Source organism: Emticicia aquatilis (genome assembly GCF_014644295.1).
GTDB classification, from domain to species: domain Bacteria; phylum Bacteroidota; class Bacteroidia; order Cytophagales; family Spirosomataceae; genus Emticicia; species Emticicia aquatilis.
The window spans coordinates 249,713-266,741 of sequence record NZ_BMKK01000004.1; the positions used below are offsets into that span (position 1 = coordinate 249,713).

Genomic DNA, 17,029 nt, shown 5'->3' on the forward strand with positions numbered 1-17,029 from the left:
TATGATGGAGAAGAATATTGCCGTAAAAGATATTGACTCGTATCTTTCGTTTGTACCAGAAAAAGAACGTATCGCTCTTGAAGAATTGCGTCAGCAAATACTGGATTTAGTACCCGATGCCGAAGAGGTAATCAGCTATATGATTCCAACATTCAAGTACAAAGGAGCATTGGTTGGCTTTGGTTATTATAAAACTCATCTCTCGTTTTATTTCATGAGTTCTGGATTACGAGGGCACTTCGGACAAGACTTAGTTGGCTACAAACATGAGGGTTCAACAATACATTTTACGGCCGATAACCCACTTCCAGCAGAAGTAATCCGAAAAATAGTTTTGGCGAGAATAATGGAAAATGAAGAAAAGGCAGCAAAGAAACTCAGAGTAAAGCAAGCCAAAGTTATTAAAAATAAGGAATAGAGATTAAAATTCGTCATAATCCTGCTGAAAGAAATACTAAAAATCAATCTACTATTCTCAAAAAGTATTTATTTTGTAATGAAATGATTTTTCTGAATATAAGGCAACTCATTTTATCTTAAATCCTATATAAACCGTTATTGATAAAATGGAACTTCTACTCAGAAAAGCAACGCAAAACGATGCCGATTTGACATTTGAAATCGAACAAAGTTCGTTCAAAGAATACAGCGATGCCGTTTACAGCACCGAAATCGAATCGCACAGACGAGAATTTGATTCGGAAAACATTCAGATTATCGAATTTGAAAAACAAAGCATCGGATATTTGGAGATAGAAGAAAAAAATCATTCTTTTGAAATCATAAATATTCTGATTCAAAAAAACTTTCAAAACCAAGGTTTTGGTCGCCAACTGCTCGATAAGGTAATTGAAGATGGACAAAGAAAATCGAAGGGAATCGAATTACAGGTATTGAAAAATAACCCAAAAGCAAAGCGGTTTTATGAAAACTCAGGTTTTCAGGTGTACTACGAAACCGAATTTGAATATAAAATGAAATTTTCTCATGCAAATAGGATTTTTAGAAATTAAGTGGACTGATATTTTAGATATAACGCTCGTTGCATTTCTGCTGTATTACATTTATAAACTGGTGCGTGGTAGTGTGGCAAGTCGGGTATTTATGGGTTATTTGCTCATTTATTTATTTTATTTGATTGTCAAAGCCATTGGTTTAGAGCTACTTACTCGCATTTTGGAGTATTTTATGGGTGTGGGAGCCATTGCCTTGATTGTTCTATTTCAGCAGGAAATTCGTCGTTTTTTATTATTAGTCGGCAAATCTACTTCTTTAACAAATAATCAGCTTTTTTCGAATATTCTTGGCACAGAGATAAGCCCAGAAGAAAAATATCCTTTGAAAAACGTCATCGAAGCTGCAAAAACGATGTCAAGTGAATTCACGGGAGGGATTATTGTCATTCAGAAAGAAGATGATTTATCAAAATTTGCGGAGTCTGGCGATGTTATTGATGGAGTTTTATCTAAAAAACTAATTTTATCGCTCTTTAGTCAGTATAGTCTGCTAAACGATGGTGCATTAATAATCAACCAAAATCGCATCAAGGCCGCACACTGCATTCTACCGATTGCGAGTAACGATGATTTGCCTTCAAATTATGGTTTTCGCCACCGTGCAGCACTTGGTATTTCAGAGGCCACTGATGCCGCCGCCATTTGTGTTTCGGAAGAAAACGGAAAAATATCATTGGCAATTGATGGAAACATCAAAACCATTTCCGTAACCGAACTCGAAAGAGATTTAAAAGCGTATTTTCTTAAATAATAAAGTTTTCTTCCATTAATCAAAATCCCCCTTTAGGGGTTAGGGGTACTTGACAACGTTTTATCCAGGACCATCAAAAGTATATCCGCAAGTGGCAACTTACCTCCAAGATGCCATGAATGAAGGTATTTTGAGTCAAAATCACCGCAGTAAGGCTTTTATGGAAATGCTTGAAGTGTGCATTTTGGTCTTCAAACAAAAAAAAAATATTCCCGACGATTACGAAGTTTATTTTACTTCATCAGCCACCGAATGTTGGGAAATCATCAGCCAATCACTCGTTAGACATCACAGTCATCACGTTTTTAATGGAGCGTTTGGCGAAAAATGGTTTGAGTATGCTTCTCGCTTAAGTAAAGAAACATCAGCAACAAATTTTGATTTTCAAGAAAAAATATCCGAATCGCTTTCAACCGATGCCGATGTTTGGTGTTTTACCCAAAACGAAACATCGAATGCTACTCAAATAGAGTTTTCATTTTTTAACAAACTAAATTCTGAAGCACTTATTGCAGTTGATGTTACGTCTTCGTTGGGTGGAATTGAGCTTGACTGGAAATCTGGAGATATTTGGTTGGCTTCAGTGCAGAAGTGTCTCGGATTACCCGCTGGAATGGGCGTGATGATTTGTTCTCCAAAAGCCATTAAACGTGCCGAAGAAATTGGTGAACGAAACCACTACAACAGCCTACTTTTCATCAGAGATAATTTCAAGAAATTCCAAACGCATTACACGCCAAACATTCTTGGTATTTATCTTCTAATGCGAGTAATGCAGCAAGTGCCTGATATTCAAGCCATTGACACTCATATAAAATCAAGAGCAAAGGATTTTTATAGGTTTATAGCCCAAGAAACTACTCTTGATTTATTGATTACCAATGAAGAAGTAAGGTCAGAAACAGTTATTGCAATAAAAGGAACGGTTGATGAAATTTCGGTTTTGAAACAAAAAGCTAAGGAAAATAATATAATTTTGGGTAATGGTTATGGTGCTTGGAAAGACACCACTTTCAGAATAGCCAATTTCCCAGCTATTGAAGATTGGGAATTCGACAAACTAAAAACCTTACTACGCCAATGAACTTCAACTTTAAAGAAATCATCTCGGTAACAATTATTTTGTTTTCGGTTATTGATATTTTGGGAGCAATTCCGATAATCATTGATTTACGCAAAAAAGCAGGCAGTATTCATGCAGAACAAGCAACATTAGTTGCTGGTGGATTGATGATTACGTACTTGTATTTAGGGATAAGTATCTTGAGTTTATTTGGCGTTGATGTCAAATCTTTTGCCATTGCAGGGGCTTTAATTCTGTTTTTAATAGGTTTTGAAATGATTTTGGGAAGAAGCATTTTCAAACACGAAACTACCAACAGTAAGGCAACCTCAATTGTGCCTTTGGCGTTTCCAATTATTGCAGGAGCGGGTACAATGACAACCATTATTTCTTTGAAAGCGGCTTATCAAGAAGAAAATATTGTTGTCGGAATTTTATTGAATTTATTAGTGGTTTACATAGTTCTCAGAACTTCACAGCAACTCGAAAAAATTCTTGGGCCAACGGGGGCAGATATTCTTCGTAAAGTCTTTGGAATGATTTTGATTGCTATTTCTATCAAATTGATAAAAACGAATTTGTTTTGATATTGAACAATTTAGAAAACTGTTCTACATCAACAAAAACGGTGCCTTTGATATGCTCAGGCACCGTTTTGTTTTTTCATAATTTTGTGTTTCTATTTATTTTTTCTTTCTTAAATAGACATTTCCAAAGTCCGACCTTATATTCATATTCACTCCACCACCATTAATACTTCCCATACTCGTATTAAATTCTCTTCCAGCAAGCTCCCAGTTACTTGATGCAATCACTGACTGAGCGTATGCTGAGCTTTCTTGCCCGTTTGAAGGTGAACCTGCAAACGTTAATGATTTACCAGAACTATTTTCTGCCTTCTTTATTTTTTCATAATCTTCGTTTGAGAATTTTTTCCCAAATCTATCATAGGCTGCATTATCATGTAGATAGATAGTCTGATTATTATAAACAGTGAATTTTGCCCCTTTTCTATTAGTTGTATCTTTTTTTGTTTCTTCAACTTTCATTTGTTGAATATCAAAATCAGTAAAAAACTCACCATACATAGCCTGAACTTTCAAATTTGCCTTTGTTGTTGCTGGAAGTGTTATATCAACTGCACCATTAGCCGAAATTGAATTGGGTCTTGTTTGGCTAAGTTCATCAAATTCTACAAAAACCTTCCCATAACCACAGCGAGCTACAATCGGCCCACTCACATTTTTTATGTTGAGTGTCGTGTAGGAAGTATTTGCTTCAACCTCACCTTTCATGCTCGTTACCAACCATTTACCGTAAGGATTTCCATTTTCTTGTAATGTTAAGTTCAAATCTTTCGGAATTTTGACAACGAAATTTCCATAATACTTACTCTTTGGTAGCTTTATTTTAAGTGTATTTCCTTCAAGCTGCACACTGGCTCCAATACCAGTATTATCAACTGCTCCACCAGGCGAAACAATCTTCAAACCTTGAGCTTCTTCAGGAAATTCTCGCTCTTGCTTATCCGACTCAATGATTACTTCAGTACCTGTAATTCCTTCAACTGTTAGGTTGTTGCTGGCACTCATAATTAGCACTCTTTTGTCGGCTCCGCTAAAACTTTGCTTAAACGTACTCTGCTTATTCTGAGCAAAAGCATTCATTGTTATCAATACAAATAGCGATATTTTTAGATAGTTTTTCATAATTTTTGTTTTTAGAAAATTCTTCATTTTTAAAAGTAATAAATTAATAATCAAACACTTACAGACTTAAAAGTTTGGTACTCTCTTCAGCTTTCTGACGCACAAACTCCGATGTAGAGTTATCTTCGGCCAGTAATCGAAGAGCAGGTAAAGCCTTGCGTTCATTGTATTTGGTGAGAATATCAATAATCGAAATCTGTAAGGTTGGTTCTTGTTGTTTCAACAACGACTTAACGAGTGCATCACGCACATTGGTATTATTTCCGAACCTTCCGATTGCGTCGGCCGCTGCAATTCGTACATTTACGTTTCGGTCATAATCGAGGGTATAAATAAGAGCTTTTAGCACTTGCTCATCGGGTTGTTGCAAATCATAACTATAATTAACTGCCTGAATCCGCTCAGATGGTGATTCTTTTTTAAGCATCGACAAAATCAATAAGTCTTTGGTTTCTTGAATTTCCTTTTTCAAGGTACCAATCTCATTCATTACATTTGGCTGCTTGGCCAAAGCAAGCTGCTTGTTAGCCACATAAATCGTATCGACACGCACAACAGGCACTTCAACCAACTTTTCAATCACTTTTGAAGAGCCGTTATCAGACATCAAATTTGTATTCGTCTGATTATCAACCGTTTTTCGGCCAAACCAAAAAGCTAAAGCTAAACCAGCCACACTTGCAGCATATTTGAAATAGGTTCGTTCGTAGAAACGAATGACTTTTGTTGGTGGTTTTTCGGAAAGTTTTTCTTTTTCTGCCGAAAGGAAATCATAGAAAAATCTATCTTTTGATGAATCAAAATCTTTCTCGATTGATTTATTGATAGCAAAGAAGATTTCTTTCGATTCCTCAAACTCTGTTTTAGAACCTTCATTTTTGGCAAAGAAATCTTCTATTTCCTGCTTTTTGATGGCAGAAAGATTATTTTCCAGAAAATCAGCCAGTAATTCTTCTTTTTTATTTTTCATTTTATCGTTGTAGGACAGATTTGTAACCTGTCAACTATAATTGAAACTACTTTTTCTCGCAAATGACAGGTTGAAAACCTGTCCTACTTTATACATCTACATCCAAACTCAAATACACTTCCCGCAATTTTTTGATAGCTCGATGTACTCTTACTTTCACAACCGAAACTGATACATTAAGCATTTCAGCAATTTGTTCGTATTTCATGTCTTCAAATCTACTCAGGTGTAAAACTTCTCTATATTCGTCGGGTAGTTTTTGTAATGCTATTCTTATTAATTGATGATTTTGGTCGTCGAATGTTTCTTCTTCTTCAAAATCGTGACTATCATTTAACTCACTCATTTTTAGATGATTATCTTTCAGATGGTCATGAAACAGATTTCGAGCAATTCTATAAATCCAAGTTCTGAACTCATAACCATCTCGATAAGAATGTCGATAATGAATCATCCGATAGAAAGTTTGTTGTGTAAGGTCATGGCTTGTCTCCCACTCTACACCAAAGCGTAGGAAGAAATTCAACAAAGGGCGTTTGTATCGTTCATACAAAATCGCTGCTTTGTCCAGCTCGCCATTAAAAACACATAACATGGCCGTTTCATCGGTCATAAAAATCTATCGTTTTGTTTGTTTCTGAATATGCTTACTTTAAAAGAAACATAAGGTTACAGTAAATCTAAAAATATTTTTTTTGAACGAAAATCTAACATAATTTAGTAGGTATTGTTATTAAGAAGTCATCTATTTCTACAAAAATCGTCCATTAGTCTTGTTTCATTCTCCGTTCATCAAATGATTGTTACGAAATTTGGCATTTTTGTTTAGTTTTACCAGTAATATTCTTCAAACTATTAATTCAAATTTATGAAATTATTAAAATTTACTTTTTTAAGTTCGTTGATTTTGAGTGTGGCTCTCGGAGCAAATGCACAGAAAAAAGACGAAAAAAAAGCAGAAGACCCTAAACCAGCCACCCCAGCCCCTGCTGCTCCAGCCAAACCAGCCGAAGCACCAAAGACAGGCCCAAAACCTTACAAAGAAGTAATCACTGACAAAGCAAAAACCAGCAAAGGTTTGATGACCGTTCATAAGATTGAAGACAAGTATTTCTTTGAAATCGGTGATTCATTGATTGGACGTGACATCATGACCGTAACTCGCTACTCAAAAACTGCCGCAGGTGGTGGTATTTTTGGTGGAGAGGAAGTGAATCGCCAAGTTGTTAGATGGGAAAAAGGCCCAGAAAATAAACTTTTCTTGCGTTCAATTACATTCGTAATTGCGAGTCCGGATAGTACAAAACCAATTTTCCAAGCCGTAAAGAATTCAAGTGCTGACCCAATTATTGGCGTTTTTGATATTAAGGCTTTGAAAAAAGATACATCTTCGGTGATTGAAGTAACAGATTTCTTCAAAGGAGACAACCAAGTTTTCTCGCTCGACCCTGTAAACAAGCAATTATTGAAAATTGCAGCACTCCAAGCCGACCGTTCGTTTATCCAACATATTCGTTCGTATCCAATCAACACTGAAATTCGCACTACTAAAACTTTCAGTGTGATTCCTCCGAGCGTTTCTTTAGTTCCAATTCCACAAATTGGTAATTACCTTCCTGCTTCACGTGATGCGGGTGTTGTAACGATGGAGTTTAATACTTCGATGATTATTTTACCAAAAACACCAATGCGTAAGCGTTATTTCGACCCTCGTGTTGGCTACTTTGCAAATCAGTATGCCACTTTTGGTGAAGAATCACAAAAATCAGATAATGAGGTTTTTGCGGTAAGATGGAAACTTGAGCCTAAAAACCAAGAAGATGCCGAACGCCAAAAACGTGGAGAATTGATTGAACCTAAAAAAACAATCATTTATTACATAGACCCAGCAACGCCACAAAAATGGCAAAAATACCTCAAAGCAGGTGTTGACGATTGGCAAGTAGCTTTTGAAAAAGCGGGTTGGAAAAATGCGATTCGTGGTGAATACATGAATCCAAAAGACAGCTTAGGTTTAGAAGATGCTCGTTACTCGGTAATCAGATATTTTGCTGCCGATATTCAGAATGCTTATGGCCCGAACGTACACGACCCACGTAGTGGCGAAATTTTAGAAAGTCATATTGGTTGGTATCATAACGTAATGCGTTTGGTGCGTAACTGGTATATGATTCAGACAGCTGCTGCTGACCCACGCTCAAGAAAGAAAAACTTTGATGATGAATTGATGGGACAATTGATTCGTTTTGTATCGTCACACGAAGTTGGACATACTATTGGTTTACGCCACAACATGGGAGCGAGTTCGGCTACTCCAGTAGAGAAATTACGTGATAAAGAATGGGTTGCTAAAAACGGACACACTTCTTCTATTATGGATTACGCACGTTTCAACTACGTAGCACAACCAGAAGATGGTGTTACGGATTTCTTCCCACGCATTGGTGATTATGACATTTGGGCTATTCAATGGGCTTATAAGTATTTCCCTGATGCCAAAAGTGCCACCGAAGAAAAAGCTATCTTGAACGAATTGACTAAAGAAGCAGTAAAAGACCCACGTAAGCGTTTTGGTACAGAAGTTAGTCCTTTCGACCCACGTTATCAAACTGAAGATTTGAGCGATAACGCAATGAAAGCTTCTGATTATGGTATCAAAAACTTACAGAGAATTTTACCAAACTTGCCAGAATGGAGCAAAGAAAATGGTGAATCTTACAAGGAATTAGCTGAGTTGTATGCAAACGTAACAGGACAATACCGCAGATACATTGGTCATGTAACCAAAAACGTAGGTGGTATTTACGATACGCCAAAAACCTATGACATGGAAGGTTCTGTATATGAAGTTGTACCGAGAGCTACTCAAAAAGAAGCTGTTAATTTCTTGAATCGCCAAGTTTTTGAAACGCCAACTTGGATGCTCGACAAAAATATTTTGAGCAAAATCAATCCAGAAACGGGTGTTGAGGCGGTAAAAGCTATTCAAGAAGCAACATTGAATAATCTTTTGGCGGGTGACCGTGCCGTAAGATTAATGGAAACTGGTTCGGCAAGTGCAGCTAACTATAATTTAGATGAATTAATGACTGATTTACGTGGAAGTATTTGGTCGGAATTGAAATCTAAGAAAGTAATCGACATCTATCGTCGTAACTTACAGAAAGTATTTGTTGAGAAAGTAACTTCATTACTTACTCCTGGAATGGCTGCGGTTTCGTACATCCCACAAGGAGCAACTTATGGTTATGATACTCGTATGGTTGACTTGAAGAAAACCGACTTACCGTCAATCGCAAGAGCTCATTTGGAAGCCTTGAAAGGGGAAATCAAAGCAGCATTGCCTTTGACAACCGACAAAATGAGCAAATATCATTTACAAGATGTTTTGCAAAGAATTGACACAGCATTGAATCCAAATAAATAATAAACACAGTTTTTATGAAGTAAAGAGCGAGGCATTTGTCTCGCTCTTTTTTGTTTTCCTTCATCAGTTAAATTTTTTAGAACAGTTAATGTAGATAAAAAATCTATCCTCACTATTAAATTTAAATCGTAGAGGTTTTAGTTCTTTTTCTCCAATACCAAATTCCAGCTATAGCGGTAATAACAAATCCAGCCAAAAGCCAAACATACCAATAATTAGAGGATATAGCTGAACTATCCCCAATCAAAATCATTCCAGCCCATGAATTAGGTAATAGGCCTTCGTTCAATAAATCTATTTTTGCTTTTTGTAAAGCCTCATCTTTCGGAAAATCTTGATTAAGATATAGATAAAAAAGCTCAGTAAGTTTATAAGTATTCTTATCTTCAACGCTCCACAAACTGGTGATAGTTGACGGAATACCAAGCATAGAGAAACCACGTGCTAAACTCAAAACACCTTCACCTTTTGCCACTTTACCAACACCTGTTTTACAGGCAGAAAGCACCAAAAGGTTTGTTTTGAATCGTTCTTCCGAATTTAACTCCGAAACTTTGAGGGTAGTATCTGCAAAATAAATCCGTGGTTCAGTTTCGTTGCTATCGGCAAAGGCATGAGTATAAATTTGCACGATTTGGTATTTCTTTGCACGAGTCAAAAATGCTTTTTTACTACCTTCTTTACCAATATATTTACTACTCCAAAAATAACTCTTCGCAATAGCATCAAGCGATTCGGTTGAGCCTTTCAATGAGCTAAGGTTTGGTAAGTTATAGTTGACTGGTGCTATACCAAGAAATTTATTCTGAGGCAAAAAAGTAGTATTTTGGAGGTTTCTCAATAAAAACTGAGCTGAATAGGTATAAGAAATCTTAAAATCATGCACTAAATACTCTTTCTTTGCTGATGATTTACTTAATCCTTCAAATGGTATAAAAATACCGTCTTGAGAAATAATCAATCGACCATTTTGAAGATTTAATGGCTGAATAAGACTTTTATAAATAGCTGAACTTAGCAATAAATATTGGCTTAATTCGGTTTTAGTATTGATACTTTTAGAGCAGAAATCAAGGATTTGTTGGGTATTTGCAATATTATACCTTAGTTTTTTTATTGAAGCTGAATTTTGAGAAATTACAATAGCATAGGTGGCAGAATCACCAATAAAATATTCAACTGCTTGCCCTTTGAATGATGATAAATAATTTTGAAATTGTTTTAGAGAAACCGTTGTCGTATCATATTTCATACGATAGTACGCTGGATTTCTGGTTTCGAGAGATTTGATGAAATGGCCTTGTTGCTCCTGTAAATCAAGTAATTGATTATTTAAATCGTTTTTTTGCTTTGCAATGCTTGCCTTTTCGATGGAGGCATTTAGTTCAGAAATTCGGCTTAAATATTCTTTTTCTTTCTGCAAATCAGTCTCCGATAGTTTTTGTTTTGCCCCCAGTTCATTCAATTTATCATTCAGTAATACAGAACGGCTTTTTTCAAAGAAATAAAATGCTTTTTCGTAGTCTTTGAGTAAATAACAGGTTTCGATGGCAGATTCGTAGATTGAGCGGGTTTTATCTCGCCAAAAGTACTTCGATTGTGTGCCTGTATGCTCCTGCCGCATGTAGTCTATCAGTTTATCAGCTAATTGGTAAGTTTTTAGGGCATTTTCAAGGTGTTCTTTTTTGTTATTTTCAGATTTGGCATAGTCTAACCAACAGATAGCTTTATCTTGGAGAATAGTTAGGAAAGTTCGTTTGTAATCAGCATACTTTAAAGATTTTGCTTTGGGAATCTCATAAATACTTCCGTCTGAAAATCTAAAGTATCCATTATTGACTAAACATTTCTGATAAAATTCTAAAGCTCTAACATAATCCTTTTTTTTCCAATAAACTGCCCCAATGTTATCAAATAATTGTATCTTAGTAAATGGAGAAACCGCAAATTTTACCCCTTCATTATAATATAACAGAGCTTTATCCAACTGCCCCCCATGCTTATAATATACATATCCAATATCAAGACAAGCTAAACTATATCCTTTGTTATCTTTCAACTTTTTGAAGATTGAAGCCACTCGCTTAAAACTCTTTATAGCATTATCTTTTTCATTATTTTTAGATTCAATATAGCCCTTAGCCGAAAGTGAAGCTGCTAAATCTTCTTCAAGTTTTTTACTTTCAAAAATTGCTATTGCTTGATTAATACTTTCCAATGCCTCTTTAGTAGCACCAATCGAATTCTGTGATTTAGAAAGTATTATCAGGTTATACGCCTCCATTTCCGAGTCATTAAACGCCCTGCTTATTTTTTGTCCGAGGAGTGCTTTTTTTATAGAACTTTCAAAATCCCCTAATCTATTGTAAATATTTGCTTGTTTTTCGTAGGCATTTGTTACATATACAGCCAAGTCTCCTCGAGATTGCCCTAATGCTACTATTTGCTGATACGTATTTAATGCTTCAACATAATTGAATGATTTGTAATATGAATAAGATAATTGACTCAAAACTTTAATTTGATTCAGAGTCGAAGTATTAATTTTAGAATTAAAATTCTTTGCTTGTCGGAAATAGTTAATTGCCTTATCATATTCTTGCTTATCTTGAAAGAGAATTCCTAAAAAATATAAGATTTTTGTATAAGAAGTGTCAGTTTGAAGATGACATCTTTCAAAATGTTTTTTGTATGACAAAAGCATCACCGAATCTTTTTCGGTGATGCTTTTTTGTAATTTCGAGAAATACTCAGTCAATGATTTATTCTCTACACACTGCCCTTGTACTTGAAATTGAATCAATACTAAGAATACCAAACAAAAGTTCTTTGTTGCTCTTATCATACATTTACCTTATTGTAGCGATTTTCTTTATTACCTTTCCTTGAGAAAACCGGTTAACATCTCCAGTTCGCTCAATTATATCTGATTGTTCATAAAAGATTGTTTTTAAGTTTTTCATCGCATTAGTGATACTTGAAGCCTCTCTAAACTGAATCCCTTTTAATTGTTCCAATTTACTAACAAATAAAGCGGTAACTAAAGCTGCCGAATAAGAAGTGTATGCATCATTATCGTTATCTTGTAGTATATCTACTAAGTGTCTATTTTCATTTGCTACGGCCAAACTGGTGTAAGTTGAACCGTAATTACCTAATTCTATATTTGATACACTTATAACATTATGGTTATTATGGGCAAACATAGCAGGATAATGAGAGATAAACTTACCTTTTGAAAGTTCATTGGCTGATTGTGTTAACCATGATTTTTCATTTCCTGTCGAAGCAATTAAAACTATATTCTTCGATTTCAGTAAATGAATCACATCTTCAAAAACTTCATTTTTTTTTCCCTTTACTCCCCAACTACAATTAATGACATCAAAATTATTTTCGGCGGCATACATCAAGGCACATAAAGCATCAAACAAAACCCCTTCTCCGTGATGCATAATCTTCATTGGTAGTATCTTAAGATTCACTTTTTGATTTGAAGCTATGATTTTAGTAACTAAGGTTCCGTGCCCTATACCTTCAAAGATATTTTGAGCATCTATCCCTACATGTGGAATATCCTGTGTTTCGTACCTGTCACCAAAAGATGTAAAATTTATACCACTTATTTCATTGGATGTTGAATTACAGTCAAGCTCTTTTCGGGTAAAGAACATAGAATTTGGCAAACTCAATTTATCAAAATTAACACCATTATCTAAAACTGCAACTTTGATTTGTGAGCAGTTATTGCAATCATCAAGTTGAATTGGTGAGAAACTCCTATCTAAAAATGTAGGGTTCTGAGAAAATACGAAAGAATTTGCTCCCCATTCGCCTGCATGAGGAGGATGGTTCTTACTGTTGTCACCTGCACTTCCATCATCTGGGTCTGGATTTGTTTGAGCATCAAGGCCTTGCCCACGCAAAAGAATTAAATTACTACCTTTGCAACATTCTACATAAGTAATGTTAGGTATGGCTTTCTTTTGAGATTTGTATAGATTTTTATACTTCCTTATAACCTCAGTAATTGCCGCCTCTCGTCCATTAGCTTTATAAGTTTTTCCATTTGGATTCAATAGATAAATTTTTTCATCCTTCACAACCAAATCTCCATCCTTTTTTATAAAAACAATAGATTCAGTGGGTTTAGGTATACCTTTCTGAGCATCAAATGCGGTACTCATCTGATTAACTTGACCAAAACCAATAAGGTATTGCGTTAATCCTAATAAAATCAAATAGAAATGTTTCTTTTTCATGATTATTTGTAGTTGGGTTTGCGTTTATTAAATGTCAACAGTTTAGTCGCAAAAGCAATAAAAACACAAACACACTTATTCTAAAATTTTCTCTGCATCTGTCTTCCCGCCCAAATTTTGGTCAATTACTTCATTCAATAATCGTTCTCCCTCCTCAGTTTTGCCTTGTCTGATTTTCACTAACGCAAGATAAAATTTCCCTTTATTATTGATAAGCTCGGTATTTTGTTCGATTTTCTCAAAATACTTTATTGCTCCATCATAATCATTCATTTTAAAAGCGGATAAGCCTGCAAATTCAATGGCTTCTGGTGACTTATTAATTAATTTATCAAAAACAATTTTCGCTTCAGTGTATTTTTTTTGATTATATAAATCTTTTCCAAGTTTCAAACTATCATCAGTAGCCCCCATTGTTCTTGTCAACTGGTCTAAATCATTTTTAATGTAAGCATTTGTTCGTTGCTGAATATCACTTCCAGTAAAAAACCAAACACCAATTATCACCAAAAATATAGCTGCTATGCCTACGGAAATTAGCTTAAAATTTACACCAACTGCTTTACTACCCGATTGAGTAGTCCATTCTACATGGCGTTCTTTTAAAATCTGGTCTCTTTGTACAAATTTTGTTTGTGCATAAAATGCAACATCCTCAGCCAACGATGGGTCATTGGCAAGATTATTTTCAAAGGCCTCTTTTTCTTTTGCCGAAAGTTTACCTTGAAAATAATTATCAATATCTAAAAATTCATTTGCCATAAAGTTCTCTCAGTTTCTCTAAACATCTTAGTCTTGTTGTTTGGGCTACATTGGCCGAATTATAACCAAATTCTTTGGCTGATTCTTGGTCGGAGTAGCCTTCTGCCCAACGATTCAATAAATGCTGACACCTTTCTCCCAGCGTTGTTAGAAGATTTCTAAGTTTTTCGTGGTCTTGCTTACGTATCAAATCTTGTATAACTGTACGCTGTGGGTCTGGAATCGGTTCTAAAATATCATCAAATGAGAGGTGGTACGCTCCTTTAGTCGCATTTTTACGAATAACATCAACACATTTATTGAAAAAAATTTGATATAAGTATGTTTTAAGCTCAGAACGCCCCTCAAAACGTCCGCTTCCAATATGTTCGATAATGGTTAGAATTGCATCTGAATAGGCTATTGAGGCTTCTTCTTCCTCAATTTTATGTTTTCGAGCTGCATCACGAATCAGGTAGTTATATTTCTGGTAAAGTTTATTTTCAAAAGTTCTCCGCTGAGTTCCGCCCGAACGGATACCTTCTATCAAGTCGTTGTCAGTAGATTTACGGGTAAAAAAAGTCATAGTAGGGTTCAGTCGAAAAATAGGTTAATCAAAAGAATGAATTTTTATTGAAAAAACAAAAATTTTAGAAAGTTTTTCTCTACTGGTGTTGGTGTTTGTCAAAGTTATTCGACTAAGCTTTTAAATGAATTAAATACTAAAAACCAATAAGCCAATGGACTCTACTACAAAATACATTCACATCGGAGGGTATCAAGAAATTAATCCAAAAGAGGTTATTATGTTGCAAGCCGACATCAACTACACGATTTTATACTTTGCTAATGGACAAAAAAAAATTGTTGCTACACCACTCAAAACACTCGAAAGTCGTTTAGTCCCTTATGATTTCTACCGAACACATAAATCTTATTTGATAAACCTTAAATGTGTAAAGCTTTTTTCGGAAGTAACCAACACTGTACAGCTGACAGATAATCATAAGGTTATTGTTTCTCGTCGTAAGCGAACTCAATTAAAAATTCATCTGGCTAACATTTAAAAACCGTTAAATCGAAACATACACCGTTAAATCGAAACAGCACTTATGTATTTCGATTATTTATAAAATTTGAAAAATAATTTGAAACTCTATAAATCACAAAACAATGAAAAAAATAATTTTTACTTTCTTGCTCACAAGCTTTTCAGCTTTTGTCTTTGGTCAAAATGTTACTTTGACACCAACTTCAATCCAAAACACAGTAACAAATGACCTCGACAACATTGTCTTAACTAAGTATAATTTAAATGATGGAGGCTACATTATTGGTCGTAATGCATCAGGCACACCAGCAGCACCAGGAGCCAGCAACAATGATAGTTGGCTTTTATATTTAGGAGCAAAAGGACATACTGGGTCTGGCTTTACAAGTAACAGAGCTTCAATAATATTAAGAACAAACCAAGCTTGGTCTACAACAGCCAATGGTACTAATATTTGGTTTAATACCACTGCTAATAATACTACAAACAGTCTTTTAAGAATGATTATCAATGATGATGGAAATGTCGGAATTGGTAGTCATACACCATTAGCGAAGCTCCACGTAGATGGTGATTTTGCACTAAAAAAGAAAGTTTTACTCTCAGGAAATGGCGGTCATTTAAATTTCGACAGAGCAGGAGCTTCAATAATATCGGTTGATACTCCTGCAAATGGCGGTGGGGGCGAAACTATCAACAGTATTGCTGGGGGTATTGATGGAATGATTGTTTATGTGTATCCAGTACAAGGCACATCTGTAACAATAGTTAATGAAGATGCTGCTTCTACGGCAGCTAACCGAATTATCACATATACAGCAGCTAATGTTACGATATTAAATAATGGGGGATGTACTTTACTATATGATGGTACTGTTCAACGTTGGCGAATGATTAGCGTTGCTAACTAATAATCATTAAGTTTTTGCGATACTCTGAGACATTTATCTAAGTTATTGAAGAATGTTTTTGACTCTCTTGCCGCCAAAACCCAAAACACTCGCCCTCGTAGTTCCTTACCAGTCTTTAAGAAACTATGAAGAAACGAAAATAAAAAACAGGCTATAATATTTTCCAAACATTTCAAATAAAATGAAAAAATTACTAATACTAATGTCCGTTTTATTGCTTAATTCTTGCACCGATTCTCAAAAATCGGACACAAATGTTGTAGTCAAAAATGAAGAAATTAAGTTTGTGCAAGGAGCCTTAAAACTATTGCCTTGCAATGTTCTGAAAAACCTAAAATGTTTGTCAGAATATAAAAACCCTAAGTTTTGTGAATTTGTAATTGGCAATTGCCCAGGGTGTAGCCCAGATATGCTCTGCAAAGGTGATTTACGATTTACAAATACTCCAGATTTAGGAATCTATCTGCAGAAATTGAATGCAACAACAAAAAAATATGAGCCATTTTTAGAAGCTAAACTTCAAGGTGTTGATAAGGTGTTATTCATACCTAACGATATAAAAACTGAAAATTTAAAGCTTTTAATACAGCCTGAAAAAGAACTCAAAAATGAAAGAATCGTAAATTTCTCTTACAAAACGAATGAAAATAAAAATCAATTTTAATCTTCAAAAATTATGACAGCAACAATAATTATTTTAGCACTTTTAGCAGGTTGGTGCGGCACACCATACCCTCGTCGTTGGAGATTTCTGTACCCACCCATACCTAAGCCCGACCCTGAGGTTTGTTCAGTATGTGGCAAAGTAATGGGAGCACTGGGAGGCTTGAGTTTAAACTTAGGCTTGTATTATGTAGGAGGATTAGATTTAAGTATTGAAACAACACTTATAGCAGGATATATTGGAGGGATATTGGTAAACGACATCGCTGCAAGTATGGCAATTGCTCTCAAAAAGTAGTAATAAAACCATTTCTCCATTAGTCGTTGCGTATAGTTATCTTAGAACTACAAAACTATTACACCACTATACATTTTTGATTTACCTAATTTAACAATTTTATAAATTACTGACTATCAGAATTATACATATATTAAATTTATTATTTTTAAAAATGTATAGTGGTC

Annotated in this window: 17 protein-coding genes; 10 read left to right on the top strand and 7 right to left on the bottom strand. The window is 35.0% G+C overall.

Translation table 11 applies throughout. The features are described 5' to 3' along the window. The first annotated feature begins 1 nt into the window (after position 1). The 5 genes from IEX65_RS11215 (at position 2) to IEX65_RS11235 (ending at position 3,417) form a co-directional block, all read left to right on the top strand. On the top strand, positions 2-418 hold the full coding sequence (locus IEX65_RS11215) for an iron chaperone (RefSeq protein ID WP_188766152.1): 417 nt from the start codon (positions 2-4) through the stop codon (positions 416-418). Positions 419-566: 148 nt separating this feature from the next. Next, positions 567-1,013, top strand: a complete 447-nt coding sequence (locus tag IEX65_RS11220; RefSeq protein WP_188766153.1) for a GNAT family N-acetyltransferase — start codon at positions 567-569, stop codon at positions 1,011-1,013. Beyond that, positions 988-1,767: a diadenylate cyclase CdaA gene (gene cdaA / locus IEX65_RS11225; RefSeq protein WP_188766154.1), complete on the top strand. Its 780-nt coding sequence runs from the start codon at positions 988-990 to the stop codon at positions 1,765-1,767. Before IEX65_RS11220 ends, cdaA begins: the two co-directional genes overlap by 26 nt. A 49-nt stretch (positions 1,768-1,816) precedes the next feature. Beyond that, complete coding sequence (locus IEX65_RS11230) at positions 1,817-2,851, top strand: aminotransferase class V-fold PLP-dependent enzyme (RefSeq protein ID WP_188766155.1); 1,035 nt, start codon at positions 1,817-1,819, stop codon at positions 2,849-2,851. Continuing rightward, positions 2,848-3,417: a MarC family protein gene (locus tag IEX65_RS11235; RefSeq protein WP_188766156.1), complete on the top strand. Its 570-nt coding sequence runs from the start codon at positions 2,848-2,850 to the stop codon at positions 3,415-3,417. The genes IEX65_RS11230 and IEX65_RS11235 overlap by 4 nt, the downstream gene beginning before the upstream one ends. Before the next feature lie 96 nt (positions 3,418-3,513). Here IEX65_RS11235 and IEX65_RS11240 read toward each other — a convergent pair whose 3' ends face one another. From IEX65_RS11240 to IEX65_RS11250, 3 genes are all read right to left on the bottom strand, one after another. Next, a complete protein-coding gene (locus IEX65_RS11240; protein ID WP_188766157.1) occupies positions 3,514-4,539 on the bottom strand; it encodes a DUF4097 family beta strand repeat-containing protein in 1,026 nt (341 codons plus the stop codon). A 58-nt stretch (positions 4,540-4,597) separates the two neighbouring features. Beyond that, entirely contained in the window at positions 4,598-5,509 is a 912-nt protein-coding gene (locus IEX65_RS11245) for a HEAT repeat domain-containing protein (RefSeq protein ID WP_188766158.1), read from the bottom strand. A gap of 88 nt (positions 5,510-5,597) precedes the next feature. Then, positions 5,598-6,122, bottom strand: a complete 525-nt coding sequence (locus IEX65_RS11250; protein WP_188766159.1) for an RNA polymerase sigma factor — start codon at positions 6,120-6,122, stop codon at positions 5,598-5,600. A gap of 255 nt (positions 6,123-6,377) precedes the next feature. On the opposite strand from IEX65_RS11250, the gene IEX65_RS11255 reads away from it, so the two are divergent. Then, on the top strand, positions 6,378-8,936 hold the full coding sequence (locus tag IEX65_RS11255) for a zinc-dependent metalloprotease (RefSeq protein ID WP_188766160.1): 2,559 nt from the start codon (positions 6,378-6,380) through the stop codon (positions 8,934-8,936). A gap of 121 nt (positions 8,937-9,057) precedes the next feature. Here IEX65_RS11255 and IEX65_RS11260 read toward each other — a convergent pair whose 3' ends face one another. From IEX65_RS11260 to IEX65_RS11275, 4 genes are all read right to left on the bottom strand, one after another. Then, a complete protein-coding gene (locus tag IEX65_RS11260; RefSeq protein ID WP_188766161.1) occupies positions 9,058-11,781 on the bottom strand; it encodes a CHAT domain-containing protein in 2,724 nt (907 codons plus the stop codon). Positions 11,782-11,785: 4 nt separating this feature from the next. Next, the gene (locus IEX65_RS11265) at positions 11,786-13,198 is read right to left on the bottom strand and encodes a S8 family peptidase (RefSeq protein ID WP_188766162.1); all 1,413 of its coding nucleotides are present in this window, start codon (positions 13,196-13,198) and stop codon (positions 11,786-11,788) included. Positions 13,199-13,273: 75 nt separating this feature from the next. Beyond that, positions 13,274-13,960 carry a tetratricopeptide repeat protein gene (locus IEX65_RS11270; RefSeq protein WP_188766163.1) on the bottom strand — a complete coding sequence of 229 codons (687 nt, stop codon included), beginning with the start codon at positions 13,958-13,960 and terminating at the stop codon, positions 13,274-13,276. Next, positions 13,950-14,525 (bottom strand): RNA polymerase sigma factor, encoded by a 576-nt coding sequence (locus tag IEX65_RS11275; RefSeq protein WP_188766164.1) that lies wholly within the window; start codon positions 14,523-14,525, stop codon positions 13,950-13,952. Before IEX65_RS11275 ends, IEX65_RS11270 begins: the two co-directional genes overlap by 11 nt. A 154-nt stretch (positions 14,526-14,679) precedes the next feature. On the opposite strand from IEX65_RS11275, the gene IEX65_RS11280 reads away from it, so the two are divergent. From IEX65_RS11280 to IEX65_RS11295, 4 genes are all read left to right on the top strand, one after another. After that, complete coding sequence (locus IEX65_RS11280; protein ID WP_188766165.1) at positions 14,680-15,006, top strand: LytR/AlgR family response regulator transcription factor; 327 nt, start codon at positions 14,680-14,682, stop codon at positions 15,004-15,006. Positions 15,007-15,112: 106 nt separating this feature from the next. Beyond that, positions 15,113-15,901 (top strand): hypothetical protein, encoded by a 789-nt coding sequence (locus IEX65_RS11285; RefSeq protein ID WP_188766166.1) that lies wholly within the window; start codon positions 15,113-15,115, stop codon positions 15,899-15,901. Positions 15,902-16,082: 181 nt separating this feature from the next. Beyond that, complete coding sequence (locus IEX65_RS11290) at positions 16,083-16,565, top strand: hypothetical protein (RefSeq protein WP_188766167.1); 483 nt, start codon at positions 16,083-16,085, stop codon at positions 16,563-16,565. 12 nt (positions 16,566-16,577) lie between these two features. Further along, positions 16,578-16,862 (top strand): hypothetical protein, encoded by a 285-nt coding sequence (locus IEX65_RS11295; protein ID WP_188766168.1) that lies wholly within the window; start codon positions 16,578-16,580, stop codon positions 16,860-16,862. Positions 16,863-17,029 lie beyond the last annotated feature (167 nt).

Bases quoted from the DNA above. Each gene is read 5' to 3' on its own strand.
- cdaA (WP_188766154.1), top strand. From the start codon at position 988: ATGCAAATAGGATTTTTAGAAATTAAGTGGACTGATATTTTAGATATA.
- IEX65_RS11265 (WP_188766162.1), bottom strand. From the start codon at position 13,198: ATGAAAAAGAAACATTTCTATTTGATTTTATTAGGATTAACGCAATAC.
- IEX65_RS11255 (WP_188766160.1), top strand. From the start codon at position 6,378: ATGAAATTATTAAAATTTACTTTTTTAAGTTCGTTGATTTTGAGTGTG.
- IEX65_RS11215 (WP_188766152.1), top strand. From the start codon at position 2: ATGATGGAGAAGAATATTGCCGTAAAAGATATTGACTCGTATCTTTCG.
- IEX65_RS11240 (WP_188766157.1), bottom strand. From the start codon at position 4,539: ATGAAAAACTATCTAAAAATATCGCTATTTGTATTGATAACAATGAAT.
- IEX65_RS11235 (WP_188766156.1), top strand. From the start codon at position 2,848: ATGAACTTCAACTTTAAAGAAATCATCTCGGTAACAATTATTTTGTTT.
- IEX65_RS11245 (WP_188766158.1), bottom strand. From the start codon at position 5,509: ATGAAAAATAAAAAAGAAGAATTACTGGCTGATTTTCTGGAAAATAAT.
- IEX65_RS11275 (WP_188766164.1), bottom strand. From the start codon at position 14,525: ATGACTTTTTTTACCCGTAAATCTACTGACAACGACTTGATAGAAGGT.
- IEX65_RS11285 (WP_188766166.1), top strand. From the start codon at position 15,113: ATGAAAAAAATAATTTTTACTTTCTTGCTCACAAGCTTTTCAGCTTTT.
- IEX65_RS11270 (WP_188766163.1), bottom strand. From the start codon at position 13,960: ATGGCAAATGAATTTTTAGATATTGATAATTATTTTCAAGGTAAACTT.
- IEX65_RS11295 (WP_188766168.1), top strand. From the start codon at position 16,578: ATGACAGCAACAATAATTATTTTAGCACTTTTAGCAGGTTGGTGCGGC.
- IEX65_RS11290 (WP_188766167.1), top strand. From the start codon at position 16,083: ATGAAAAAATTACTAATACTAATGTCCGTTTTATTGCTTAATTCTTGC.
- IEX65_RS11280 (WP_188766165.1), top strand. From the start codon at position 14,680: ATGGACTCTACTACAAAATACATTCACATCGGAGGGTATCAAGAAATT.
- IEX65_RS11220 (WP_188766153.1), top strand. From the start codon at position 567: ATGGAACTTCTACTCAGAAAAGCAACGCAAAACGATGCCGATTTGACA.
- IEX65_RS11260 (WP_188766161.1), bottom strand. From the start codon at position 11,781: ATGATAAGAGCAACAAAGAACTTTTGTTTGGTATTCTTAGTATTGATT.
- IEX65_RS11250 (WP_188766159.1), bottom strand. From the start codon at position 6,122: ATGACCGATGAAACGGCCATGTTATGTGTTTTTAATGGCGAGCTGGAC.